Below are 24,443 nucleotides of genomic sequence, written 5' to 3'. Positions count from 1 at the left end.
AAATTTTATGGGAGACCCCCGCACCTATGGTGCGGGGGTTTTCTGCGTTATGCCTCGACGGAAAAAGAGGTGGGCGGGGCCATGCTCGGCCACTACGGTGCTTTTCATGTACACGTATGTGGTTCGAGCTGTTCGGGCGGACGACTGGGCCTCCGTGAAGGCCTTGAGGCTGCTGGCTCTGCGGGATCCGGTCGCCGATCTCGCCTTCTATGAGACGTATGACGAGGCGGCCGCCCGCCCGGACGACTTCTGGCGGGAGCGGACCGCCGGCGGGGCCGAAGGTGCGGCCGGCGCCCGGCAGTTCGTCGCGGAGACGGCCGACGGGGAGTGGGCCGGGACCGTCACCGTGCTGGTCGAGGCGGCGGGCAGCGTCGACTGGGCCGGGGCGGCCGTCGAGCGGCTGCAAGGAGGCGTCGTGGGGGTGTTCGTGCGCGCCGAGCACCGGGGGACCGGGGCGATCGAGGCGCTGTTCGAGGCCGCGTTGGAGTGGGCGTGGTCGTGGGGCGCCGAGCGGGTGCGGCTCGTGGTGCACGAGGACAACGGGCGGGCCCTCGCGTGCTATCGGCGGCTGGGGTTCTCGCCGACCGGGGTCGCTTTCGAGGAGCAGCGGGAGATCGAGATGGCCGTCGAGCCGCCGGGCCGGGCCCGAGTGAGCGGATGAGCGGATGAGCGGATGAGCGGGTGGGCGAATGAGCCATGAGCCGGGGAGGGCGGTCGGGCACTGCTGCGGTCACCCGCCTTGGCGCGCCGGGAGTTCGTGGTGCGGCCAGCGGGCCTTGGCCTGTTCGCGGGAGCGGAGCAGGGCCAGAGTGCGCAGGCCGCGGTCCCGCCCGGTGGACAGCAGGTCCGGGAGCTGGGGGATCGGGGCCACGCCCGCGACGTCGTCGAGGATCAGGGTCAGTGGTGGGTCGAGGCGACCGGAGGATGACCGTTCGGCCATGCGCCGGCCGCGCTCGACCACGCTGGAGACGAGGGCCGTGAGGAGGGGCATCGCGCCGGGGCTCGTCCTGGGGTCCTCAAGGGATTCGCCGACCACATAAAGCGTTCCCCCTTCGTCCACGAAGGAATCCAAGGCGAGGGCATCACTTCGGTTTGGAGTGCATGCCTCGCGGATGTTGATCGTGGACAGGGCGGAGAGGGCCCGGGAGGTCAGTTCCTGCGCGATGTCCCGGCGTTCGGGGTGCGCGGTGAGAGCGGCTTCGAGTTCACCGGCCGCGCCCGGGGCGGCCTTGGGGTTGGTGCGGAGCGTGCGGACCGCTTCCTGGATCCCGGCGCCCTGGGACCAGCGGTGGACGTGCCGGATGGTGCGTCCGTCGACGGCCGCGGCGTGGAGATAGCTGCGGAGGAGGATTTCGGCCGTCTCGGCGACCGCCTGGTCCAGCCGCGCCGTGGGGCGGACCGGGGCCAGGAGGGCGGTCGCCCTCGCCACCGCGGTGGCCTTGTCCTCGCAGCCCGCGGTGGGGGACCAGTGGAGCCGGGCGGGGGTGTCGCAGCGGTGGGCGGGGTCGTAGAGGTGGACCGGGCCCAGTTTGCCCCGGGCGTCCTTGGTGTCCTGCCAGAGCGCGGGGTCGGAGGTGAGGACGAGGGCGGGACCCTCCGCGTCGCGCACGGCCTGCGCGGCGGTGGCGAGGCGGACGTCCGCGGGAGCGTAGTGCACCCCGCCCTCGGTGCGGCTCGCCTCCCAGCCGGTCGGCCGCTCATCCGCCGGTACGGGAGAAGCCGGCCGTTCACCCGGCACGGGCACGGGCACGGGTACGGGCACGGGCGTAGGCGCAGATACCTGCACCGGTACCGGTGCCGGAGACGCCGGCGGGCTGGGGTGTCGCGATGGGGGCTGCTGAGCGGGCTGGGATGGGAGGGGTTCCGTCGCCGTGGGAGCCGGCGGGCCGGTCTCGAGACGCTGGGTCGGCACCTCGTGGTGGGGCGGCGGGGCCTGCTCCCGGGCCGTACGCGGGGTTTCCGCGCGTCTCCTGGCCCGTACCGCCTTCCAGCGGGCGAATGTCCCTATCGCGAACACCGTCACGACGAAGAGGATCATCAGCTCACCGATGAACAGGCCCCAGAACAGACCGTAGCCCGACAGGTCCGGCGCTTCGGCGTCCGGCCAGGCGCCGGGGACGTCGTGGGGCTGTGCGACGAGGTGGCGCATGGCCTGCGGGGTGCGGGTGAAGGCGACGCCCGCGGGCCAGGAGCCGTGCGCGAACAGGGCGGCCAGCCCGGTCGCCGTCCAGACCAGCAGCGTCATGCCGAGCAGGAAGGCGAGTATGCCGACCAGCAGGCCGTCGGGGACGCCTCCCTGGCCGTCGCGCCGCTGCTCGTCACCCGGTCTCATGGCCACTCCTCCCCGCCTACGCCACCGTCGACTCGGACGAGCCGTCCAAGTCGGCCAGGTGCTGTTCCATGAAGGCCGCCGCTCGGCGTTCCTGTTCCAGTTCGGCGGCGAGCAGGGCGTCGTCGTCGGACATCGTGCGTTCGGCGGAGGATTCGGTCATCGCCCGGTCGGTGAAGACGAGCGGTCGTTCCGTCTCGGTGACCAGGTGTTTCACCACCTGCACATTGCCGTTGACGTCCCAGACCGCGATGCCGGGAGTGAGGCTCGGGATGATCTCCACCGCCCATCTCGGCAGGCCGAGCACCCGGCCCGTCGCCCTCGCCTCGTCCGCTTTCTGGGCGTAGATCGTGCGGGTCGAGGCCATCTTCAGGATGGCGGCCGCCTCCTTCGCGGCCGCTCCGTCCACCACGTCGGACAGATGGTGGACGACCGCCACGAAGGACAGGCCGAGCCGACGGCCGAACTTCAGCAGGCGCTGGAAGAGCTGGGCGACGAACGGGCTGTTGATGATGTGCCAGGCCTCTTCGACGAGGAAGATGCGCTTGACCCGGTCGGGGCGGATCCAGGTGTGCTCCAGCCAGACCCCGACGATGGCCATCAGGATCGGCATGGCGATCGAGTTGCGGTCGATGTGGGACAGGTCGAACACGATGAGCGGGGCGTCCAGGTCGATGCCGACGGTCGTCGGACCGTCGAACATGCCGCGCAGGTCGCCGTCGACCAGGCGGTCCAGGACCAGCGCCACGTCCAGGCCCCAGGCCCGCACGTCGTCTATGGCGACGTTCATCGCCTCCGCCGACTCCGGTTCCGGGTGGCGCAGTTGCTCGACGATGTCGGTGAGCACCGGCTGGCGTTCGACGATCGTCTCGTTGACGTAGGCGTGGGCGACCTTGAGCGCGAAGCCGGAGCGTTCGTCGAGGCCGTGGCCCATCGCCACCTCGATGATCGTGCGCAGCAGCGCGAGCTGGCCCGTCGTCGTGATCGACGGGTCCAGGGGGTTGAGGCGGATGCCGTGGTCGAGCGCGGCCGTCGGGTCCAGACGGATGGGAGTTATCCCCAGCGCCTGCGCGATGAGGTTCCATTCGCCGACGCCGTCCTCGCCCTGGGCGTCCAGGACGACGACCTGGCGGTCGCGGAAGCGCAGCTGGCGCATGACGTAGGTCTTCTCGAGGGCCGACTTGCCGTTGCCCGACTCGCCCAGGACGAGCCAGTGCGGGGCCGGGAGCTGCTGGCCGTAGAGCTGGAAGGGGTCGTAGATGTAGCCCTTCCCGGAGTAGACCTCGCGGCCGATGATGACGCCGGAGTCGCCGAGGCCGGGAGCGGCCGTGGGGAGGTAGACCGCCTGGGCCTGGCCGGTGGAGGTGCGGACCGGAAGGCGGGTCGTCTCCACCTTGCCGAACAGGAAGGACGTGAAGGCGTCGGTGAGGACGGACATCGGGTCCCGCATGTGCAGCCCCTACCTTCGGATTCCGGTGGCGAACGGGAGGGTGTTCACGAACGCGCGGTGGTGCTCGCGGTCGCACCACTCCAGCTTCAGGTACGACTTTCCGGCCGACGCCCTTATCGTCCGCTTGTCGCGGGCGAGCGCCTCGGGGCTGCGCGAGGAGACGGTGATGTAGCCGACCAGGTTCACCCCGGCCGCGCCGGACGCCAGGTCCTCGCCGCGCTGGTCGAGGCGGGAGTGGGCGGCCACGTCGCGGGGGTCGACGGTGCGGTTCATCTTGGCGGCGCGGCTCGCGTCCGCCTCGTCGTTCGTCTTCTCCGTCAGCATGCGTTCGATCGCGACCTCGGTGGGTTCGAGGTCCATGGTGACGGCGACCGTGCGGATGACGTCCGGGGTGTGGACGAGCAGGGGGGCCAGGAAGTTGACGCCCACCGGGGTCATCGGCCACTCCTTCACCCAGGCCGTGGCGTGGCACCAGGGCGCGCGGGTGGTCGACTCGCGGGTCTTGGCCTGGAGGTACGTGGGCTCCATGGCGTCCAGCTCGGCCGGCCAGGCGTTGCGCTTGGTCATCGCCTGGATGTGGTCGATCGGGTGGTCCGGGTCGTACATGGAGTGGACGAGGGAGGACAGCCGGCCCTGGCCCAGGGGCTGGCGGACGCGGATGTCCGCCTCCTGCAGGCGGGAGCAGATGTCGGTGAGCTCACGGGCCATGACGACGGCGAGGCCGGCGTCGCGGTCGACTCTGCGGCCTGCCTGCGGACGGGCGGCGCGGGCCATGGCGTGGGCCTCGGCGGACAGCTCGCGGGTGAAGTGCATACAGGCGACGAGGTAGGCGCGGTGCTGCTCGCTGCTCGTGGACACCATGGACTGCAGCTGGTCGTAGGAGCGGGCCAGCCAGTCGGGGGAGCGCTCGTCGCCCCGGACGGCGACGTCCTTGGCGTGGGCGTCGGGGTCGGCGGGGAGGGTGCGGGCGAGGATCTGCAGGCGGGTGACGAAGCCGTCGCCGTTGGCCACGTGCTTGAGGAGCGTGCCGAAGCGGTCGACCAAGGCCTCCTGGTCCTCACTGTCGCGCAGGCCGACGCCCGGGCCCTCGATCTCGATCGCGGCCGTCACCGTGCGGCGGTCGGCGTGCAGGAGGACGGCGATCTCGTCGGGGCCGAAGGGCGCGGCCAGCCAGCTGATGCGGCCGATGCCCGGGGGCGGCCCGATCTCGATCTCCTGCCCGTCGAGCCGGGTGCCGGCCTCGACGGCGGACGAGCGGTACGTGGTGCCCCGGCGCAGGGTGCGCTTGTAGCTGCGGTTGATCTCGAACCACTTGTAGAACGTGCGGCGCTTGTACGGCACGTAGACGGCGGCCACGGCGAGCATCGGGAAGCCGCTCAGCAGGACGATGCGCAGGGCGAGGACGGGGACGAGGAGGCCGCACATCATGCCGAGGAACGCGCCGAGGACGATGAGCGCGATCTCGCCGGACTCGCGGTTGCGGCCGACGATCGCGTTGGGCCTGGCGCGGCCGATCAGATATGTACGGCGGGGCGTGACCGCGTGGGACACGTGGGAATCAGTCGTCAACGCCCTTCACCTCCCGTGCGGTTGGTACTGCTGTTGCGGGTGTTGCCGGCGTGCGGGGTGTTGACCGGGTTGCTCGCGCGGGGCGGGGGAGCGGCGGAGGGGACAGATCCACCGCCTCCGTTCGAGGCGCGCGAGCTGTGCGCGGCCACCCCGCCGCTGGCGGGGTTCGAGGGGCGGGCGCCGGAGGATCCGGACTGGCCGCCGCCGTTGTTGTCCGCACGGGTGCTGTGGGTCTTGATGCCCTGGGCGACGAGGGTCGCCGGGGAGCTGATGACGGCCGCGGCCTTGCCCTCGGCCCCCTGCATGATGCGGTTGTTGCGGCCGTTGGCGATCTCGTCGCCGAAGCCGGGGACGAAGCGGTAGATCATCGCGCTGGCGAAGATGGCGAGCAGGATGATGGCGAGGCCGGAGACGACGGCGGAGAAGGCGTTCGGGCCGTCGCCTGCGGACAGCGCCCCGGCCAGTCCGAGGACGATCACGATCACCGGTTTGACCAGGATGACGGCGATCATGATGCCCGCCCAGCGGCGGACGTGGCTCCACAGGTTCTTGTCGACCAGGCCCGCGTAGACGACGGTGCCGAGCAGGGCGCCCACGTAGAGCAGCGCGGCGCGGATGACGAGCTCCAGCCAGAGCACTCCGGCGGCGAGGATCGACACCAGGGACACCACGATCAGCATGATCGGGCCGCCGCCGATGTTCTCGCCCTTGGCGAGGGCGGCGGAGAAGGTGCCGAAGAACGTGTCGGTCTGGTTGCCGGTGGTCTTGGCGAGGACGTCGGTGATGCCGTCCGTGGCGGAGACGACGGTGTAGAGGATCAGGGGGGTGAAGGCGGAGGCCAGGACGGTCAGCCAGAGGAAGCCGACGGCTTCGCCGATGGCGGTGGTGAGGGGGACTCCGCGCACCGCCCGCTTGGCGACGGCCAGCAGCCACAGCAGGAGCGTCAGGACGGTCGAGGCGGCGAAGACGACGGCGTACTGCTGGAGGAACTTCTCGTTGGTGAAGTCCACGTTCGCCGTGTCCTTCACGGCGGCGCTGAGCTTGTCCACGGTCCAGGACGCGGCGTCGGCACAGCCCTTGGCGAGCGAGGAGAGGGGGTCGAGGGTGTCGGAGACGTTGGGGGTGGTGGTGGAGGAGCCCGCGTTGCCCTTCTTGCAGTACTTCTTGGCCTCGCCGGAGATGAGACGGCAGTCCAGGCTGTCCGACGGCGACGGCGACGGCGAGGGCGAGGGCGACGGGGCCGCCAGAGCGCGGGAGGCCAGCAGGACGGTCGAGGTCTGAAGGGCCGTCACGACTCCGGCGAGCCGGAGCAGACGGCGCGGCTTACCGGGCATACGTGAACCCTCCGTACTCCTGGATGGCCTTGCTGATCACGTCGGAGGTGGCGGCGGGGTCGTCGCCGGGGACGGGGGCGGGGCCGTCCTGCTGGGTGTCGCGGACGATCTTCCAGTCACCGTCGGTCCACTGGAGGTCGAAGGTCCAGGTCTTCCACGACGAGGTGACCGGATCGGTCGAGGTGGTCCCGGACATGCCGATGAGGCCCAGGTACCAGACAGCGACTTTGGCGCTGCTGTCGGAGTAGGACTGGGCCGTCGTGCCGATGGGGACCACGCGGGAGACGAACGTGTTGCCCGTGGGGGCGTTGCCGTCGGCGTCGAGGCCCATCTTCCCGAGGAAGTCGGCCGAGTACGCCCGGTCCATCGCTGTCTGCAGCTTGGCCGCCATGGCGGCGGTGTAGACGGTGTCGACGAGGTCGTGCCGGCTGTCCTTCTGGAACATGCCGGTCGAGCCCAGCGCCACCGCGAAGTTGGCGGCGGCCGACTCGGCTCCCTGCCGGGTGCGTGCGAACCCCGAGGGGATGCCGCCCGTCTTCGACTGCACGGGCTTCGTGCCCGTGGCCGTCGTGCTGGTGGCGGCCGGCTTGTCGGCTTTGCCGCCGCCGGTCGACGTCGACGCGGAATCGCCTCCTCCACGGTTCGCGAAGGCGATCGCTGCGATCAGCAGGACGACGACGCCGACCACGGTGACCAGGCTGCGTGACGACGAGCGGCCGCCTCTGCGGGCTCCGCCGTAGGGGTCGTTCTCGGGGAGGCGCAGACGGGTGCCGCCGTAGCCGCGACCCCCTTCGGCGCGCGCGGGTTCGCCGTAGTCGTGTTCGTCGCCGGGAGTCATGCCGGGTACGCCCCCTCGTTGCCGTACCGGAACGCGTGGTAGTACGACGGTAGCCGTGCTGGTTCCCGCGCGGGCGCGGTGTGGTGACTCGACATCAGGGACATCAGGGAAACGCAACCTCAGCCGGTGGGCACGACAGGTGGGTGGGGGTGGCGGGCCGGGCGCGCCCGGACGGGACGGGGGTGGTACGGAGGGACGCGGCTAGACGGCCATGCCGTACACGATCGTGAACAGCGTCCCGAGGGAGCCGATGATGAAGACGCCCGTCAGTCCGGCGATGATCAGGCCCTTGCCCTGTTCCGCGCTGAAGGTGTCCCGCAGGGCGGTCGCGCCGATACGTTGCTTGGCCGCGCCCCAGATGGCGATGCCGAGGCAGAGGAGGATGGCGACCGCCATCACGACCTCGATCATCACCTTGGCCTCGTTGCCCAGGCTGCCGAAGGGCCCCCAGTCCGGCGCGATCCCGCCGATGATGGTGTTGATGTCGCCTTTGTCGGCCGCAAACAGCATGTAAGTCACCGCCCCTGGTGGGTAGTTCCGCAGAGCCTCTGCCGGTGTGCAGAGGTCGCGTCTCATTCTCGCCGACAAAGTCGCCGTCGTATGTCGACTTGACGCCATTGACGGACCGGATTCGTACGATTGGCTCGTATGGTCACTCTGTGTATCACGGCAGGTAACGCCGGGCAATGAGGTCGGTGCGGAACCTGTGGTGTGGTTCCGTCGTTAGCCCACTTCACGGCCCTGTGCCGTTTCTGACGGCCGGTCGGGTGAGCGTACGTTTCGATGTTCTCATGACGAAGATCTCACGGTCCGCACAGAGAAGGGCGAACGGGCCGCGGCTGTCGCCGCGGCCCGTTCGCCCTTCACCGCGTGTGGCCCCCACGGCCCACTGCGGCGTTTCTGTGTGACGGATGTGATGCAGGGTCAGCCGGTGAAGGCGTCGGTGCCCTCGGGGGTGCCGAGGCCGGTGGGGCCGTCGTAGCCCGACTTCGCGGTGCAGAGGTAGGCGGCGCTCGACGAGCAGGAGCCGTTGCTGCCGCTGGTGACGTCGTTCAGGGCCGAGGTGCCGGCGGCCGCGTAGGGGTAGGCGGCCGGGTAGTCGCTGCTGCCGGGGGTGCCGGCGAGGGCGTAGACCGCGGCGATGATGGGCGACGAGGCGCTGGTGCCGCCGAAGGTGTACCAGCCGGCGGTGACGCCGTAGGAGTCGTAGACCGAGACGCCGGTCGCCGGGTCGGCCACGGCCGAGACGTCGGAGATCGTGCGCTTGGCGCAGCCGGTGTCGGTCTGCCAGGTGGGCTTGGCGTCGTACGCGGAGCAGCCGGAGCCGGTGCCCTCGGTGGAACTGGTGTTCCAGACCTTCTCGGTCCAGCCGCGGCTGCTGGAGGACGTGGACAGGGCGGTGCCGCCCACGGACGTCACGTACTTGGAGGCGGCCGGGTACTCCGCGCCGTAGCCCTCGTCGCCCGCGCTGACGGTGATGGCGACGCCGGCGTGCTTGAAGTACGAGGTGTCGTACGACGTGTCCGAGGACGACTCGGAGCCGCCGTAGCTGTTGGAGACGAACTTCGCGCCCAGCGCCACGGCCTCGTTCACGGCCTTGCCGAGGTTGGCCATGGACGAGGAGGTGGCCTCCACGAGCAGGATCTTGCAGTTCGGGCAGACCGCGCTGGCCATGTCCAGGTCGAGGGACTCCTCCTCGGCCCAGCCGCTGTCGGCGGTGGGCAGGGAGGTGGTGGAGCCGCTCTGGCTCACCTTCTTGAAGCAGCCGCCGGCGACCGTGCAGGCCGGGAGGCCGTAGTAGGAGCGGTACTTGGCGAGGTCGGCGGCGGCGTTCGGGTCGTCGTAGGCGTCGACGATGGCGATGGTCTCGCCCGAGCCGCCGGTGGAGGCCGCGTCGGTCAGGCCGTAGGCGTCCTGGAGGTCGGAGGGGCCGTAACCGGTGGGGCTGGCGGCGGCGGCCTTCGGGGTGACCTGGGCGGTCTTGCCGGTCTCGGCCGCGCGTTCCTTCTGGAAGGCCGTGGTGCCGCCGGTCACGCGGAAGGAGTTGCAGGTCAGGTCGCCCTGGTGCTTGGGGGTGGCACAGGGCGTGGCCGCCCAGGTGACCTTGGCTGCAGTGGTCTTGGCGGAAGTGATTCCGGCGGTGGCGGCGGGCGCCGCGCTCGCGTGGGCCGCGGTGCCGAGTCCGGCGAGCACGAGGGCGGTGACGCCGAGGGCCGAAGCGCCCATGCGGCGCCATCTGCCAGATATGGCAGAGGAGTCGGGGGTGGTCGTACGCAACGTACACGCTCCTGGGAGTGGGGTGGCAGGGGCAGTGCGGGTGGTGGTGCTCGGTGTGGTGCTTGCCGTCGGTACGAGGTCCCGAAGGCGGGCGGCGGCCCGCGGACGACTGTTCCCTTGTTGAGTACGCGACAACAAGGCAGCCGGTGGAATCCTGACTTCCGCCTTACTCAAGGGGGTTGGGGGATTGCTGATCAATGGCGGGCGGATGGTGCGTGGATGGCCGGAACTTGACCTCGACCGCCGCGCGGCCGCGCCCGAGCGGACCCTCGACGGCTGCCCGGCTGCCCGGTTGCCCGGTTGCCCGGTTGAGTCGCTTGTCGACCGCTGCCCGACCGCGCGCCTGAGTCGTATGTCGACCGCTGCCCGACCGGCAGTCCGCCCGTCCGCCCGTCCGTCCGCCCGCGTGAGCCGACCTTCGACCGCTGTCCGCCCCCCGGATCGAGCAGTCACGCCGATCCGCCGGACGGAGGCCGGCGGGGCGCTCCGAGCCCGCATGGCAGAGCGGAGCGGCCCCGCTGTGTCGTGCGAGGCGAAAGAGGGGGCATGAGGTGAAGGCGGAGTAAAGTCCGCTCGCCGCGTCCCGCGCCGGACCGGGCCACGCGGCTGCCTGTCCCCTCTGAGCGCCGGCCGGTGAACCCATGACCAGTACGCAGGACCGGACCGAGCCGCCCGCCCCCGCCGTCGATGCGGATGCCGATGCCCCGCCGCCGGTGGCGGAGTACGCCGAGCGCGCCACGCGCATACGTCGTCGGCTGGAGCGGCTGATCGGCATCGCGGCGACCGAGGGCAACTCGCTCACCGCCCTGCGCAACGGCGACGAGATCTTTCCGGCGATGCTCGCGGCCATCCGGTCCGCCGGGCACACCGTGGACATGATGACGTTCGTGTACTGGCGCGGAGACATCGCCCGTGAGTTCGCGCGGGCGCTGGCCGACCGGGCCGAGGCGGGCGTCCGGGTGCGGCTGCTGCTGGACGGGTTCGGCAGCCGGCTGATCGAGAAGGACCTGCTGGAGGAGATGGAGCGGGCCGGCGTGCAGATCGCCTGGTTCCGCAGACCCCTGACCCTGTCGCCGTTCAAGCAGAACCACCGCTGCCACCGCAAGGTCCTCGTCGTGGACGAGCAGACGGCCTTCACCGGCGGGGTCGGCATCGCCGAGGAGTGGTGCGGCAACGCCCGCGACGAGAACGAGTGGCGCGACACACACGTCGAGGTCCGCGGGCCGGCCGTGGACGGCGTCGCCGCCGCCTTCGCGCAGAACTGGGCCGAGTGCCACGACGAACTCTTCGACGACTGCGACCGGTTCGTCCCCCACCGCCCGCAGGGCGACGCGGTGGTGCAGGTGGTGCGCGGCTCGGCCAGCTTCGGCTGGCAGGACATGCAGACCCTGATCCGGGTGATGCTGGAGTCCGCCGAGGAGCGCTTCCGGCTGGCCACCGCCTACTTCTCACCGGACGCCTTCTTCATCGACCTCCTGTGCGCCACCGCCCGGCGGGGCGTGGAGGTCGAGATCCTGCTGCCCGGCCCGCACACCGACAAGCGGGTCTGCCAGCTGGCCGGCCAGCACTATTACGAGGACCTCACCGGCTGCGGCGTGAAGATCTACCAGTACCAGCCGACGATGATGCACGCCAAGGTCATCACCGTCGACGGCGTGGCCGCGCTGGTGGGCTCGACCAACTTCAACCGCCGGTCCCTCGACCACGACGAGGAGATCATGCTGGCCGTGCTGGACCAGGAGTTCACGGCCACGCTGGACGGACACTTCGACGACGACGTGAAAGCCGCGGAGCTGATCCGGGAGGGGCGCTGGAAGCGGCGCTCCGCGCTGCAACGGGCCCGGGAGACCGCCGTCCTGCCGATCCGCCGATTCCTCTGAAGACCTGTCAGGCGATTGCGCCGCTCGGTCCCGCGGTCTGATTCCGCGGCCGTTCCGCCGCCGATTCCGCCGATTCCGCCGATTCCGCCGACGCCGGAGACCCGTATTACCCGGATGCCCGCAGACATGCGTCGAAAATTTGTGGGCGTGAAGGGGATTTCGTGGGGCACCTGACTCTGCGGAGGTTGATAATCATGGTTCCCCTGCTTCTTGTTCTGCTTCTCGCGCTGGTTCTCTTCGGTGCCGGCTTCGCCCTCAAGGCACTGTGGTGGATTGCCGTCATCGTTTTGGCGGTCTGGCTGGTGGGCTTCGTGGTCCGCCCCGCCGGACACGGTGGCCGCAAGGGCCGCTGGTACCGCTGGTAGACGGAAATCCGCTGAGAAGGGCCCTGTCGACGATCGTCGACAGGGCCCTTCGGCTTTCCGTCGTTCATTCGCCCGGATCGTTTTCCAGCACGCCTTCCACGAAGTGGTCGAATTCGCCCGCCTGCACGCCCAGGACGAATGCGTCCCACTTACGGCGGTTCGTCGTGACGACGGTCTCCGGGGCGTCGGTTCCCCTCAGATAGACGGGGGCCTCGCCGTCGTCCCCCGCGCCGAAGGCGATCTCGATCCAGGGGCCGGGGCCGGTCGCGTCCGGGGGAGCGGCTCGGGTCCACACGAGGTCGGCGGGGATGTCGGTCACGGCTGGTGTCCTTGAGGGAGGTGAGAAGGGAAGCAGAGCAAGCGTGAAGGGGCGGGAGGGCGCCGGCGGTGGGCTTTCTTCCCCAGAAGTACATCAGGGCGGTCCCGGACGGCCTCGCGGGACTCACTCCAATGGCCGAACCGCCGACCGGGCCGCCCGGAGCGCCCGCGGGCCCCGGCATCCATGGGGCGGCCCCTGCCTGCCACCGGTACCGGCCCTCGTACGCGCGTCCGGGATCGGGAAGATTGTGCGGGCCAAGTGGGGGTAGCGTCGAAAGTGGTAACTGACGTTTCTCTCACCTTCGTGGGACACAGTGAACCCGATGAAGCGAAACGCCCTGCTCGGTGCGGTCATCATGCTGGCCGTCACCTCCGCCTCCGAGGCGGCCGCGGACGGCGGGACCGGCCCCCTAGGGGTGACGGCCGTCGCTGTGGCGACGCCGCAGACCGCCCGGATCGGCGCGCTGTTCACCGCCGAGGACGCCGCGGCCGGCAGATTCGTCGGCGAGCACTTCTGCACCGCCTCCGTCGTGCGCAGCCCGCACCACAACCTCATCGCCACGGCGGCGCACTGCCTGGAGGGGGCCGGGGAGTTCGTCTTCGTCCCCGGGTACCGCGACGGGCAGGCCCCCTACGGCGTCTGGAAGCTGGACCGGGTCCTCCTGCCCGAGGGGTGGTCGAAGAACCAGGACGAGGACAGCGACGTGGCGTTCGCGACCCTCGACGAACGGCAGGCCAAGGGCGTCGAGGACGTCGTCGGCGCCAACCGGTTCGCCACCGGCGCCGCCACCGGGGCCACGCCCGTGACCATCACCGGATACCCGCACGACGCCGAGGAGCCGGTCCGCTGCACGAACCGGCCCACCCCGCACAACCCCGCCCAGCAGCGCATAGCCTGCCCCGGCCTCACCGGCGGGACGAGCGGCAGCCCGTGGGTGAACGGCAACGGCCAGGTCGTGGGCGTCCTGGGCGGTCACGAGCAGGGCGGGGACACGGACGACGTCTCGTACAGCGTCGTCCTGGGCGCGGAGGCCGCCGAGCTGTACAGCGCCGCGACCGCAGACCCCTAGGGGCCTGTCGTTTGGATCACCCCGCAGACGCGGGGGCCGGCACGCGCATCTGCGGCGTTGTCGTCGGTTGCCGACGCTCCGCGTCGACGCCCTCCTCCGCCGTGCAGCTGCACGCACCAGCCCCCGCTCACCGGCGTCGCCAGGCCCCGCCGATGCCCTGCGACCTGATCCAGACGACAGACCCCAGGGGCGACGGACCGTCGACGGGTGCGGTCCTCCCGGATCCGCTCCGGGGCGGCGGACGTCAGACGACGGCTTTCCGCCGCGGTGTGATCACCCCGTGGTGACACGGCCGCCTCTACACTGTCCGGGGCGGACTCCCGGGCGGCGAGGGGCGGTTGACGGTGCGTAGGACATGGATCGTGGTGACCGCTGTCGCCGGAGCCGGAACCGCCTTCATGATGGCGCTCGTCATCGGCGTGTACGTCATCGGCGGGAACCTCGCCAACGAGGTGAGCGGAGCGACGAGGCAACTGGCCAAGGGCGCCGTGCCCGCCGCCTATCAGACGCTCGTGGCGAAGTGGGGCAATCTCTGCCCCGCCCTCAACCCCGCACTGCTGGCCGCCCAGCTCTACCAGGAGAGCGGGTTCAACCCGAGGGCGCAGAGCGGCGCCGCCGCGCAGGGGATAGCGCAGTTCATCCCGGGCACCTGGGCCACGCACGGCGTCGACGGCGACGGGGACGGCGACCGCGACGTCTGGGACCCGAATGACGCGATTCCGTCGGCCGCGTCGTACGACTGCCAGCTCGCGTCGTACGTCAAGACCGTCCCCGGGGACACCACGAAGAACATGCTCGCGGCGTACAACGCGGGGCCGGACGCGGTCATCAGGTACGGAGGGGTCCCGCCGTACTCGGAGACCCGGAACTACGTGAAGACGATCACGACGCTGGAGGAGTCCTTCGCCGCCCCCGTGACCCGGGTGGATCCCTCGAAGCAGGCCGCAGGCGCCATCTACTTCGCCCAGAAGAAGCTCGGAACGCCCTATCTGTGGGGCGGGAACGGCACCGCCGACCAGGGCGGACGGTTCGACTGCTCGGGTTTGACCAAGGCGGCCTACGAGAGCGTCGGGATCACCCTGCCCCGGGTGGCCAACGACCAGTACAACGCCGGACCGCACCCCAAGCGCAGCGAGTTGCTGCCGGGGGATCTGGTCTTCTTCTCCACCGACCCCGCCAACTCGCGGGCCATCCACCACGTGGGGATGTACGTGGGCGGCGGGTACATGATCGACGCGCCGTACACGGGCGCCGTCATCCGCTTCGACCCGATCGACACGGGCGAGTACTTCGGGGCCACCCGGGTCACCGAAGATGGCGCGAAAGCACTCCCGACGAGGGTGTGAGGAGGGCGGGCGCCCCGGCTCTGAGCTGCGGGGATCTGTCTCTCTTCGATAACGTCTGAGTGATCATTCAGTGGAGAGTGGAACGTATCAACCGGGGCCGTGCGTTCCTGTTGGAGCGGGCGCGTGTGAGGCGTGCCGAGCGGAACACGACGAAGGGGCCGCAGCACCATGGCTGGACTCGCCGAATCCGGGTCGAACCCCGACGTCGACCTTCTCTATGACATCAACGGGCTGGCCAAGGAAGCGCCGCACTGGCTCGACCGGGTGGTCGAGTTCGTGGGCGAGTACGGGCTGCTGCTCGCCATGGTGCTGCTGATCGTGTGGTGCTGGTGGGGAGTGCGGCGGCGGCCCGGCGGGGCCGAGGAGGCCGCGTCCTCCGTCGCCGCCCTCGTGTGGGCGCCGCTCGCCGCCGGTGTGGCCGTGCTCGTGAACGTGCCCATACGCGGGTTCGTGGAGCGGCCCCGGCCCTTCCGGGACCATCAGGGGCTACAGGTGCTCGTCTCCGGCAAGACCGACTACTCCTTCGTCAGCGATCACGCCACCCTGACCATGGCCATGGCCGTCGGACTCTTCGTCGCCAACCGGAAGTTCGGGCTCGTCGGGATAGGGATCGCCCTGCTCGAAGGGTTCTGCCGGGTGTTCATGGGCGTGCACTACCCGACCGACGTGGTCGGCGGGTTCGCGCTCGGGACCGCGGTGACCCTGCTGCTGTCGCCCATCGCCTCCATGATGCTCACCCCGGTGCTGAAGGCCGTCGACCGGTCGCCGCGGGCCGGATGGCTCGTGCGCGGCCGGGCCGCACGGGCCGGGGAGCGGGACGGTCTGGTGCCCGGCCCGCGCCCCGAGCTCGCCGCCGAGGAACGGGACCTCGCCGCCTAGCGCTCGCGCCCATGACGCCCGGCAGGCGGCCCTCGGAGCACCCGAGGGCCGCCTGCCGGGCTGAAGGCTGATGGCTGAAGGGGGAGCGCTGAGGGCTGACGGGTGTCCGTCGGCCCGGAGGGGAGGGCTCAGAGGGCTCAGAGGGCCTGGGGGTAGGTGAAGAAGCCGTTGGGGTCGTACTGCTTCTTCAGTTGGGTCAGGCGGGGGAGCGCGTCGCCGTAGTAGGCCTTGCGCCAGTTCGTCAGCGTCGGGTCCGCGTAGTTCTGGTAGGCGGCGCCCGACGCGTACGGGGCCATCGCCTTGTGGGCCGTGTTCAGCCAGGACTGCGCCGCCGTCCCCGGCGTGCCCGCCCGCCATGAGGCGATGTACTGCGCCAGCATGCGCGAGCGGCGGTGGACGAACGCCGTGGCCGTGGGGGAGACCCGGTTCACGGCGCCGCCCAGCGCCGTCAGGGCGATGCTGCCCGAGCCGCCCTGGACCGACTTGATCTGCTTCAACAGGGCCTGGATGCCCGCCGCCGACAGCGAGACGTCGAAGAAGTCCGAGCGGGCCGCGTACGTCTCGCGGACGAGCTTGCCCTGCGAGGAGCGGCCCGGCGTGGAGCCCGGCAGGTGGCACTGGGCGTCGGAGGAGAAGGACGAGCAGCCGGCGTAGGCCTCCATCGCCTGCTCGTACGTGCGGCGGCGGAGGGAGACGCTCGCCGCGGGCGCGCCCACCCGGTCGGCGAGCCGGTCCACGGCGTTCTGGAGCTGGCCGTAGGTGCCGATGCAGAACGCGGCGACCGAGATGCTGGGCGTGCCGCCCGGCGCGTTCGCCACGTGCAGGGAGGACCAGATCTCGTCGGGCTGGGACGGACCCCATTCCTGCCAGGCCTTCACTACCGCGGCCGCCCTCGACCAGGGCCAGGTGAGGTAGCCCGTCACGGCCTGGGGCGCCGGATGGGTGGTGAACTGAAGTTCCGTGACGACGCCGAAGTTGCCGTTGCCGGCTCCGCGCAGGGCCCAGAAGAGGTCCTTGTTCGTCGTCGCGTCGGCGGTGAGCTGCTTGCCGTCGGCGGTGACGATCGTGGCCCGGGTGAGGCTGTCACAGGTCAGACCGTAGGCGCGGGAGACGACCCCGTGGCCGCCGCCCAGCACCAGACCGGAGACGCCGACCGTCGGGCAGGATCCCGCCGGGATCGTGACGCCCTTGGCGGCGAGCGCCCGGTAGACGTCGATCAGCTTGGCGCCCGCGCCGACCACGGCCGTCCCGCCGCTCGCCCGGACCCGGTTCAGCTTGGAGACGTCGATGATCAGACGGCCGTCGCCCGAGGACCAACCGCCGTAGGAGTGGCCGCCGTTGCGGATCGCGACCTTCGTGTGGTGCGCGCGGGCGTACGCCATGACGGTACGGATGTCGTCGGAGTGGGCGACATACGCCACGGCCGTCGGCTTGAGGCTGTCGAAGCGGGTGTTGTAGAGATGCCGGGCCGCCGCCCAGGACGCCTCGCCGGGGCGGACCAGGGTGCCGTCCAGGTCGCGGGCGAGCGCCGTCCAGGTGGCGGGGGCGGAGACACTGGTGGTCGTCAGCGCCGCTCCCGTCTCCGCGGAGCGGGTGCTTCCCGTGGCCGGGGCGGAGGCGCCCGCGCCGCCGCCGGTCGCCTTGCACGCGGTCGCCGCCGCAGCGATGGCGGCCGTGCCGCCCGCGATGAACCTTCGCCGTTCCATGTCCCTGCGCCTTCCCTCTGCCCGTCCGCTGTACCGAGCGAGACGGGGTCAGGGAACCACAGGTTCCTGACGGCTCCAGCGGTGACGGAACGGTGACGTCAGCCGCGGAGGTGGGACTCCGCGTCCGATCTCGCCAGGCTTCTCGCCCGGCGGGCCGGGCCGCGCCAGCCGCAGGTGCAGCTGGCCAGGCAGAACCGGCCTTGTTCGACGGTCGTGGTGCTGTGTTCCCCGGTGGGGTGGGAAGGGGCCGAGCCGTCCTGCTGCGTCACATGAACAACGGTACCCACTTTCGGCAAAGGACCCGCATGGCGGTCGCAAGCCTTCCGGCCCTGCGTGACGGTGGGCACTCGGCCGTCGTTAGCCGGTACGGCAGCAGGCCCGTGACGGACTTACCGGCTGGGGGTAGACAGGCCATGACGGAGCGCCAGCGCAGGCAGAGGGGCGCCGCGGTCCTTTCGGGGATCGTGGCCGGGGTGTGCGTGTGCGCCGCCGGTTGTTCCGCGACGGGGCGCGCCGCCGAGGACGGCCGGGCCGGCGACCCCGTGGAGATCCTGCACCGGGCCGCCGACGCGCTCGTCGAGGCGGGCACGTCGAAGGCCCGTACGTCGATGGAGATGGCCGCCGGCGGGACCCGGGTGACCATCCGGGGCGAGGGGGTGTACGACTACCGCCGACAGCTCGGGGAGCTGAAGGTGCTGCTGCCGCAGGACCCGTCCGGGGCCAGCGAGCACCGGCCGATCACCGAACTCCTCGCGCCCGGGGCCCTGTTCATGAAGAACCGGGGCGCGGGGGTGCCGGCCGACAAGTGGGTGCGGGTGGAGACGGCGACGCTGTCCGACGGGAATCTGGTGACCGGCGGGGCCACCGATCCGTTCGCCGCCGCCGAGGTGCTGCGGGGAACCCGGACGGCGACGTACGTGGGGAGGACCGAGGTGGCCGGGACGGCGGTACGGCACTATCGCGGGACCGCCGACCTGGCGGTGGCCGCCCGGGACGCGTCGGCGGGCGGACGGGACTCGCTGCGGGCGGCCGCGAAGGGGTTCGCCACGGCCCGGGTGCCGTTCGACGTGTATCTGGACGACGAGGGGCGCATCCGCAAGATCCGGCACCGGTTCAGCTTCCTGAACGGGCGGGGCGCGGACGACGGGCGGGGCGAGCGGGCCGCGAAGGACACGAACGACCCGAAGGACGGACACGGCGGGTCGGGCGGGCACGGCGGGCCGGGCGGGCGGCCGAGGCAGGCCGTCGCGGTCGCCTCGACGACGCTGCTGTACGACTTCGGCGCGCCCGTCGAGGTGCGGCTGCCGGCGGCCGACGACATCTACGCGGGCCGGATCGCGGAGGACTGAACGCGCTCCGGGGCCGGCTTCCACCGGCTTCAACCGGCTCCCACCTGTTTCGGCCTGCTTCGAGGGGCTTCGACCGGCTTCGAGACGATGGTTTCGGCCACGGGGACACAAGGACTAGCCCGTCCGTGCCATGCGCGCGGTGTACAGCGCTCCCTACTCTAGGAAGCCGGTGACGGCAGGGACGAGGTGATGCGCGTGGCTCCGGGCGGCGGTACGGCAGTTCAGGACCACGTGGCCCTCGCCGAGATCGAGTTGTGCGGGGAGCTGATCATCGCGGCCTCGGCGGCCGGCGGGGAACGGCTCAGCATGGAGAGCATCGACCTGGTGCTGCGGGTGGGCGAGGAACCGGACGGGTCCGGCGGCTCAGGTGCGCAGTAGGCGGGCGATCGCCTTCGTCGCCTCTTCCACCTTCGCGTCGATCTCGTCGCCGCCCCTGAGCGCCGCGTCGGCGACGCAGTGGCGCAGGTGCTCCTCCAGGAGTTGCAGGGCGAACGACTGCAGCGCCTTGGTGGAAGCCGACACCTGGGTGAGTATGTCGATGCAGTAGGTGTCCTCGTCCACCATGCGCTGCAGGCCGCGGATCTGGCCCTCGATGCGGCGCAGGCGCTTGAGGTGTTCGGCCTTCTGCTCGTGGTAGCCGTGGACCGTCGCGGCGGCGGGCCGATCGGTTTCGGCCACGGTGGTGGGTTCGGGGGTGTGACCCGCCTCCGGGGCGGAGGGGGCTTCCGTGCCGGCCTCGGTGGTCGTCATCGTGTCCTCCAGCGCTCCAGCTCCCGACATATACCCCTACTGGGTATATCCTACCGAACTTCTGCGGGCGGACGGCCCCGGACCGGACTCCGCCGGTCGCCCCCCTGCCGGTCTCCGTGCGCGATGGGCGACACTGGTGGACGGCCCATTAGCCGTGGCCGGATGATGCGCCTAGCATCAGCCTGACCGAAACCGATGCATCTTGAGGACCCCACGTGCGCTTTCGTCTGACCCCCAGGGAGACGAGCTTCTACGACATGTTCGCCGCGTCCGCGGACAACATCGTCACGGGCTCGAAACTCCTGATGGAACTCCTCGGGGCGGACACCTCCGCCCGGGCCGAGATCGCAGAGCGTATGCGGGCCGCGGAACACGCAGGTGACGACGCCACGCACGCGATCTTCCACCAGCTGAACTCCTCGTTCATCACGCCCTTCGACCGCGAGGACATCTACAACCTCGCGTCCTCCCTCGACGACATCATGGACTTCATGGAGGAGGCCGTCGACCTGGTCGTCCTCTACAACGTGGAGGAACTGCCCAAGGGCGTCGAACAGCAGATCGAGGTGCTGGCACGGGCGGCGGAGCTCACGGCCGAGGCCATGCCGAACCTGCGCACCATGCAGAACCTCACCGAGTACTGGATCGAGGTCAACCGGCTGGAGAACCAGGCCGACCAGATCCACCGCAAGCTGCTCGCGCATCTCTTCAACGGCAAGTACGAGGCCATCGAGGTGCTCAAGCTGAAGCAGATCGTGGATGTGCTGGAGGAGGCCGCCGACGCCTTCGAGCATGTGGCCAACACGGTGGAGACCATCGCGGTCAAGGAGTCCTGAACCTTTCATGGACACCTTTGCTCTGGTCGTGACCATCGGCGTCGCGCTCGGATTCACCTACACCAACGGCTTCCACGACTCGGCGAACGCCATCGCCACGTCCGTCTCCACCCGGGCGCTGACGCCGCGAGCGGCGCTGGCGATGGCCGCGGTGATGAACCTCGCCGGCGCGTTCCTCGGGAGCGGCGTCGCGCACACGGTCAGCAAGGGGCTGATCGAGACGCCCGAGGGGTCCAAGGGGATGGGGATCCTGTTCGCCGCGTTGATCGGGGCGATCGTCTGGAACCTCGTCACCTGGTACTTCGGGCTGCCTTCGTCGTCGTCGCACGCGTTGTTCGGCGGGATGGTGGGGGCCGCGCTCGCGGGCGGCACCAACGTGATCTGGTCCGGCGTGCTGGACAAGGTCGTCATCCCGATGTTCCTCTCGCCGGTGGTGGGACTCATCGTCGGCTATCTGGTGATGACGGCCATCCTGTGGCTGTTCCGGCGATCCAACCCGCACAAGGCGAAGCGGGGATTCCGGATAGCCCAGACCGTCTCCGCCGCGGGAATGGCGCTGGGGCACGGCCTGCAGGATGCCCAGAAGACGATGGGCATCGTGGTGATGGCGCTGGTCATCGGCGATGTGCAGGGGGCGGACGATCCGATCCCGGTGTGGGTGAAGATCGCTTGCGCGGTGATGCTGTCGCTGGGGACGTACGCGGGCGGATGGCGCATCATGCGGACGCTCGGGCGGAAGATCATCGAGCTCGATCCGCCGCAGGGGTTCGCCGCGGAGACGACGGGGGCGTCGATCATGTTCACGACGGCGTTCCTGTTCAAGGCGCCCATCTCGACGACGCATGTGATCACCTCGGCGATCATGGGCGTCGGGGCGACCAAGCGGATCAACGCCGTGCGGTGGGGGGTCGCCAAGAACATCGTTCTCGGGTGGTTCATCACCATGCCGGCGGCTGGAGTGGTGGCGGCCTGCGCGTTCTGGGTCGTGGACCTGGCGTTCCTGTAGGACCGCTCTCGCCCGCCCACCCCACGGTTTCCGTCCTCGGACGCTGCGAGCCCGCCCCCCGGGAGTCAGGGGGCGGGCTCTTGCGGCCTCGCGGTGGCACCGCCATGCAGCACCGCGAGGGGTTTCGGGTCAGCCGAAGCGGCCTGAGATGTAGTCCTCCGTGGCCTGGACCGACGGGTTGGAGAAGATGCGTTCCGTGTCGTCGAGCTCGATCAGGCGGCCGGGCTGGCCGACGGCGGCCAGGTTGAAGAACGCCGTGCGGTCCGAGACGCGGGCCGCCTGCTGCATGTTGTGCGTCACGATGACGATCGTGAAGCGTTCCTTCAGCTCGCCGATCAGGTCCTCGATGGCGAGGGTGGAGATCGGGTCGAGGGCCGAGCAGGGCTCGTCCATCAGCAGGACCTTCGGCTCCACCGCGATCGCCCGCGCGATGCACAGACGCTGCTGCTGGCCGCCCGACAGGCCCGATCCGGGCTTGTTCAGGCGGTCCTTGACCTCGTTCCAGAGGTTCGCGCCCTTGAGGGACTTCTCCACCACGTCCGCGAGCTGCGACTTCTTGTAGTTGCCGTTCAGGCGCAGGCCCGCCGCCACGTTGTCGAAGATCGACATCGTGGGGAAGGGGTTCGGGCGCTGGAAGACCATGCCGACCTCGCGGCGGACGGACACCGGGTCCACGCCCGCGCCGTAGAGGTCCTCGTCGTCCAGGAGCACCTTGCCCTCGACGCGGCCGCCGGAGGTCACCTCGTGCATACGGTTCAGCGTGCGCAGGAACGTGGACTTGCCGCAGCCGGAGGGGCCGATGAACGCCGTCACCGAGCGCGGCTCGACCGTCATCGAGATGTCTTCGATCGCCTTGTGGGATCCGTAGTAGGCGGTCAGTCCGCTTACGTCGATTCGCTTGGCCATGTCTTCTACTTCACTTCCCGGTCGTATAGATCAGTCGCTGTGGCCGCTTCAGCGACCGGTCTTCGGGGCCTTCCAGCGGGCGATGCCGCGAGCCACCAGGTTCAGGATCATCACGAAGGCGATCAGCGTGAGCGACGCGGCCCAGGCGCGGTCGTAGGCCGCCGTCGAGCCCGCGCTCTGCGAGTACTGCTGGTAGATGTACAGCGGCAGCGACGCCTGCGCGCCCTCGAAGGGGTTCGCGTTGATGAACGGATTGCCGAAGACCAGAAGCAGGACCGGAGCCGTCTCGCCGGCGATGCGGGCGATCGCCAGCATCACACCCGTGATGATGCCTCCGATCGACGTCGGGACGACCACCTTGAGGATCGTGCGCCACTTGGGGACGCCCAGGGCGAGCGACGCCTCGCGCAGCTCGTTCGGGACGAGCTTCAGCATCTCCTCGGTCGAGCGTACGACGACCGGCATCATCAGGATCGCCAGCGCCAGCGAGCCGGCGAAGCCGAACGGCTGCATGTCCAGCATCAGCATCAGGCTCAGGATGAACAGGCCGGCCACGATGGAGGGGATGCCGGTCATCACGTCCACGAAGAACGTGACCGCCTTGGCCAGGTTGCCGCGGCCGTACTCCACCAGGTAGATCGCCGTCAGGATGCCGATCGGGGCGCCGATCGCGGTGGCGAGCCCGACCTGCTCCAGGCTGCCGAGGATCGCGTGGTAGATGCCGCCGCCAGGCTCGCTGTCCGCCACCACGCCCATCGAGTGGGTGAGGAAGTAGAAGTCGAGGACCTTCACGCCCCGCGCGATCGTCGTCCAGAGGAGGGAGACCAGCGGGACCACCGCCAGCAGGAACGCCAACCAGACCAGGCTCGTCGCGATCCTGTCCTTGGCCTGGCGGCGGCCCTCCACCTTCGCGGCGATGCCGTAGGTGCCGAGGACGAACAGGATGCCGGCGATCAGGCCCCACTGGATCTTGCTGTCCAGGCCGCCGGCGAGGCCGATGACGACGGCGAGCGCGAGCGAGCCGGCCGCGATGGCCCAGGGGGACCAGGTCGGCAGGCTGGCGCCGCGGAGCGTGCTGGGGGTCTTGTCGGCTACTGCGCTTGCGTGGCTCATGCGTTGGCCCCCGAGTACTCCTTGCGGCGGGCGATGATCATGCGCGCCGCGCCGTTGACCAGCAGGGTGATGACGAACAGGACCAGACCGGAGGCGATGAGCGCGTCACGGCCGAACTCCGTCGCCTCGTTGAACTTGCTGGCGATGTTCTGCGCGAAGGTGCCGCCGCCGGGGTTGAGGAGGCTGGCGTGGATGTCGAAGTCCGGGGAGAGGACGGTGGCCACGGCCATCGTCTCGCCGAGGGCGCGGCCGAGTCCCAGCATGGAGGCCGAGATGACTCCGGAACGGCCGAAGGGGAGCACCGACATGCGGATGACCTCCCAGCGGGTGGCGCCCAGCGCCAGGGCCGCCTCCTCGTGCATCTGCGGGACCTGGCGGAAGACCTCGCGGCTGACGTTGGTGATGACCGGCAGGATCATCACGGCCAGCAGGATGCCCACCGTCAGCATCGAGCGCGGGGCGCCCTGGTCCCAGGAGAAGACGCCGGTCCAGCCCAGGTAGTCGTTCAGCCAGCTGAACAGGCCGTCCATGTGCGGTACGAGCACCAGGGCGCCCCAGAGGCCGTACACGATGGACGGCACGGCGGCGAGCAGGTCGATCACGTACGAGACGGGGCTGCTCATCCGGCGCGGGGCGTAGTGCGTGATGAACAGGGCGATCGACACGGCGATCGGGACCGCGATGACCATGGCGATGATCGACGAGACCACCGTGCCGAAGGCCAGCACCGCGATGCCGAACTCGGGCGGGACGAGGCTGGTGTTCCACTCGAAGGCGGTGAGGAAGTTCGCGTGGTCCTTGCTGATGGCCAGGTAGGCCCGGTAGGTGAGGAAGACCGCGATCGCGGCCATGATCACCAGCAGGAAGATGCCCGAGCCGCGGGAGAGACCGAGGAAGATCCGGTCGCCGGGCCGGGTGGCGCCGCGGGCCGCGCGCTTCTGCTCGGCCGTCGGGGCCGGGGGCGTGGGGGGTGGGGTGTCGTCCGTGTCTGTCTTATGCGTCGATATGTCCATGGGGATCTCCGGTCTGCGGAGCCGCCGGCGGGTGTGGGCGGCTCGGGTGGGGCCGGATGGCGGGTGGCCCCTGGCGGCGGTGCACCGGACGGGTGCGGTCCGGGCGGGT

The 24,443-nt window shown here is 70.3% G+C and carries 23 protein-coding genes; 10 read left to right on the top strand and 13 right to left on the bottom strand.

Annotated elements, in window-relative coordinates:
- Positions 1–106: 106 nt before the first annotated feature.
- Positions 107–661, top strand: coding sequence for a GNAT family N-acetyltransferase (locus Sri02f_RS08495; RefSeq protein ID WP_109000490.1), 555 nt, complete (start codon positions 107–109; stop codon positions 659–661).
- A gap of 69 nt (positions 662–730) precedes the next feature.
- Here Sri02f_RS08495 and Sri02f_RS08490 read toward each other — a convergent pair whose 3' ends face one another.
- The 7 genes from Sri02f_RS08490 to Sri02f_RS08460 all read right to left on the bottom strand — a co-directional run bounded on the left by Sri02f_RS08490 (position 731) and on the right by Sri02f_RS08460 (position 9,746).
- Complete coding sequence (locus tag Sri02f_RS08490; RefSeq protein ID WP_109000462.1) at positions 731–2,332, bottom strand: type IV secretory system conjugative DNA transfer family protein; 1,602 nt, start codon at positions 2,330–2,332, stop codon at positions 731–733.
- A gap of 16 nt (positions 2,333–2,348) precedes the next feature.
- On the bottom strand, positions 2,349–3,779 hold the full coding sequence (locus Sri02f_RS08485) for an ATP-binding protein (protein ID WP_109000461.1): 1,431 nt from the start codon (positions 3,777–3,779) through the stop codon (positions 2,349–2,351).
- Between the two features lie 9 nt (positions 3,780–3,788).
- Positions 3,789–5,348 (bottom strand): SCO6880 family protein, encoded by a 1,560-nt coding sequence (locus tag Sri02f_RS08480; RefSeq protein ID WP_109000460.1) that lies wholly within the window; start codon positions 5,346–5,348, stop codon positions 3,789–3,791.
- On the bottom strand, positions 5,345–6,682 hold the full coding sequence (locus Sri02f_RS08475) for a hypothetical protein (RefSeq protein ID WP_109000459.1): 1,338 nt from the start codon (positions 6,680–6,682) through the stop codon (positions 5,345–5,347). Before Sri02f_RS08475 ends, Sri02f_RS08480 begins: the two co-directional genes overlap by 4 nt.
- Positions 6,672–7,520 (bottom strand): DUF8175 domain-containg protein, encoded by an 849-nt coding sequence (locus Sri02f_RS08470; RefSeq protein WP_109000458.1) that lies wholly within the window; start codon positions 7,518–7,520, stop codon positions 6,672–6,674. The genes Sri02f_RS08475 and Sri02f_RS08470 overlap by 11 nt, the downstream gene beginning before the upstream one ends.
- A 201-nt stretch (positions 7,521–7,721) precedes the next feature.
- Positions 7,722–8,030, bottom strand: coding sequence for a DUF8827 family protein (locus tag Sri02f_RS08465; RefSeq protein ID WP_003991275.1), 309 nt, complete (start codon positions 8,028–8,030; stop codon positions 7,722–7,724).
- A gap of 414 nt (positions 8,031–8,444) precedes the next feature.
- Entirely contained in the window at positions 8,445–9,746 is a 1,302-nt protein-coding gene (locus Sri02f_RS08460) for a S53 family peptidase (protein WP_373865079.1), read from the bottom strand.
- 692 nt (positions 9,747–10,438) lie between these two features.
- Between Sri02f_RS08460 and Sri02f_RS08455 the strand changes: the two genes are divergently transcribed.
- Together Sri02f_RS08455 and Sri02f_RS08450 are read left to right on the top strand one after the other, a co-directional pair.
- Complete coding sequence (locus Sri02f_RS08455; RefSeq protein WP_245970522.1) at positions 10,439–11,677, top strand: phospholipase D-like domain-containing protein; 1,239 nt, start codon at positions 10,439–10,441, stop codon at positions 11,675–11,677.
- A 194-nt stretch (positions 11,678–11,871) separates the two neighbouring features.
- Positions 11,872–12,042 (top strand): hydrophobic protein, encoded by a 171-nt coding sequence (locus Sri02f_RS08450; RefSeq protein ID WP_069770632.1) that lies wholly within the window; start codon positions 11,872–11,874, stop codon positions 12,040–12,042.
- A 64-nt stretch (positions 12,043–12,106) separates the two neighbouring features.
- On the opposite strand, the gene Sri02f_RS08445 is transcribed toward Sri02f_RS08450, so the two are convergent.
- Positions 12,107–12,361 carry a DUF397 domain-containing protein gene (locus tag Sri02f_RS08445; protein WP_109000456.1) on the bottom strand — a complete coding sequence of 85 codons (255 nt, stop codon included), beginning with the start codon at positions 12,359–12,361 and terminating at the stop codon, positions 12,107–12,109.
- A gap of 322 nt (positions 12,362–12,683) precedes the next feature.
- Between Sri02f_RS08445 and Sri02f_RS08440 the strand changes: the two genes are divergently transcribed.
- The 3 genes from Sri02f_RS08440 (at position 12,684) to Sri02f_RS08425 (ending at position 15,655) form a co-directional block, all read left to right on the top strand.
- A complete protein-coding gene (locus tag Sri02f_RS08440) occupies positions 12,684–13,430 on the top strand; it encodes a trypsin-like serine peptidase (protein ID WP_109000455.1) in 747 nt (248 codons plus the stop codon).
- A 338-nt stretch (positions 13,431–13,768) separates the two neighbouring features.
- Positions 13,769–14,776 carry a C40 family peptidase gene (locus tag Sri02f_RS08430; protein WP_109000453.1) on the top strand — a complete coding sequence of 336 codons (1,008 nt, stop codon included), beginning with the start codon at positions 13,769–13,771 and terminating at the stop codon, positions 14,774–14,776.
- A 168-nt stretch (positions 14,777–14,944) separates the two neighbouring features.
- Positions 14,945–15,655: a phosphatase PAP2 family protein gene (locus tag Sri02f_RS08425; protein WP_109000452.1), complete on the top strand. Its 711-nt coding sequence runs from the start codon at positions 14,945–14,947 to the stop codon at positions 15,653–15,655.
- A 137-nt stretch (positions 15,656–15,792) separates the two neighbouring features.
- Here the strand turns inward: Sri02f_RS08425 and Sri02f_RS08420 are convergent, their stop codons facing one another.
- Entirely contained in the window at positions 15,793–17,361 is a 1,569-nt protein-coding gene (locus Sri02f_RS08420; protein WP_109000451.1) for an FAD-binding oxidoreductase, read from the bottom strand.
- A gap of 413 nt (positions 17,362–17,774) precedes the next feature.
- On the opposite strand from Sri02f_RS08420, the gene Sri02f_RS08415 reads away from it, so the two are divergent.
- Both Sri02f_RS08415 and Sri02f_RS08410 read left to right on the top strand, forming a co-directional pair.
- Positions 17,775–18,710 carry an SCO4651 family lipoprotein gene (locus tag Sri02f_RS08415; protein ID WP_109000450.1) on the top strand — a complete coding sequence of 312 codons (936 nt, stop codon included), beginning with the start codon at positions 17,775–17,777 and terminating at the stop codon, positions 18,708–18,710.
- Positions 18,711–18,899: 189 nt separating this feature from the next.
- On the top strand, positions 18,900–19,088 hold the full coding sequence (locus Sri02f_RS08410) for a hypothetical protein (protein ID WP_109000449.1): 189 nt from the start codon (positions 18,900–18,902) through the stop codon (positions 19,086–19,088).
- On the opposite strand, the gene Sri02f_RS08405 is transcribed toward Sri02f_RS08410, so the two are convergent.
- Positions 19,074–19,460, bottom strand: coding sequence for a metal-sensitive transcriptional regulator (locus Sri02f_RS08405; RefSeq protein ID WP_109000448.1), 387 nt, complete (start codon positions 19,458–19,460; stop codon positions 19,074–19,076). The genes Sri02f_RS08410 and Sri02f_RS08405 overlap by 15 nt on opposite strands.
- A gap of 215 nt (positions 19,461–19,675) precedes the next feature.
- Between Sri02f_RS08405 and Sri02f_RS08400 the strand changes: the two genes are divergently transcribed.
- Complete coding sequence (locus Sri02f_RS08400; RefSeq protein ID WP_069770624.1) at positions 19,676–20,296, top strand: DUF47 domain-containing protein; 621 nt, start codon at positions 19,676–19,678, stop codon at positions 20,294–20,296.
- Positions 20,297–20,303: 7 nt separating this feature from the next.
- Positions 20,304–21,302 (top strand): inorganic phosphate transporter, encoded by a 999-nt coding sequence (locus Sri02f_RS08395; RefSeq protein ID WP_109000447.1) that lies wholly within the window; start codon positions 20,304–20,306, stop codon positions 21,300–21,302.
- A gap of 129 nt (positions 21,303–21,431) precedes the next feature.
- On the opposite strand, the gene pstB is transcribed toward Sri02f_RS08395, so the two are convergent.
- Genes pstB through pstC form a run of 3 tightly spaced genes read right to left on the bottom strand, consistent with a single transcriptional unit; the run spans position 21,432 to position 24,334 of the window.
- The gene (pstB, locus tag Sri02f_RS08390; RefSeq protein WP_109000446.1) at positions 21,432–22,208 is read right to left on the bottom strand and encodes a phosphate ABC transporter ATP-binding protein PstB; all 777 of its coding nucleotides are present in this window, start codon (positions 22,206–22,208) and stop codon (positions 21,432–21,434) included.
- Positions 22,209–22,256: 48 nt separating this feature from the next.
- The gene (gene pstA / locus Sri02f_RS08385) at positions 22,257–23,321 is read right to left on the bottom strand and encodes a phosphate ABC transporter permease PstA (protein WP_109000445.1); all 1,065 of its coding nucleotides are present in this window, start codon (positions 23,319–23,321) and stop codon (positions 22,257–22,259) included.
- The gene (gene pstC, locus Sri02f_RS08380) at positions 23,318–24,334 is read right to left on the bottom strand and encodes a phosphate ABC transporter permease subunit PstC (protein ID WP_109000444.1); all 1,017 of its coding nucleotides are present in this window, start codon (positions 24,332–24,334) and stop codon (positions 23,318–23,320) included. The genes pstA and pstC overlap by 4 nt, the downstream gene beginning before the upstream one ends.
- Between the last annotated feature and the right edge of the window lie 109 nt (positions 24,335–24,443).

The sequence above is a fragment of the Streptomyces rishiriensis genome (genome assembly GCF_003112535.1).
In the GTDB taxonomy this organism is placed as follows: Bacteria; Actinomycetota; Actinomycetes; order Streptomycetales; family Streptomycetaceae; genus Streptomyces; species Streptomyces rishiriensis.
Note: the sequence above shows the minus strand (reverse complement) of the source record. Positions and strands in the feature narration are given on the sequence as shown.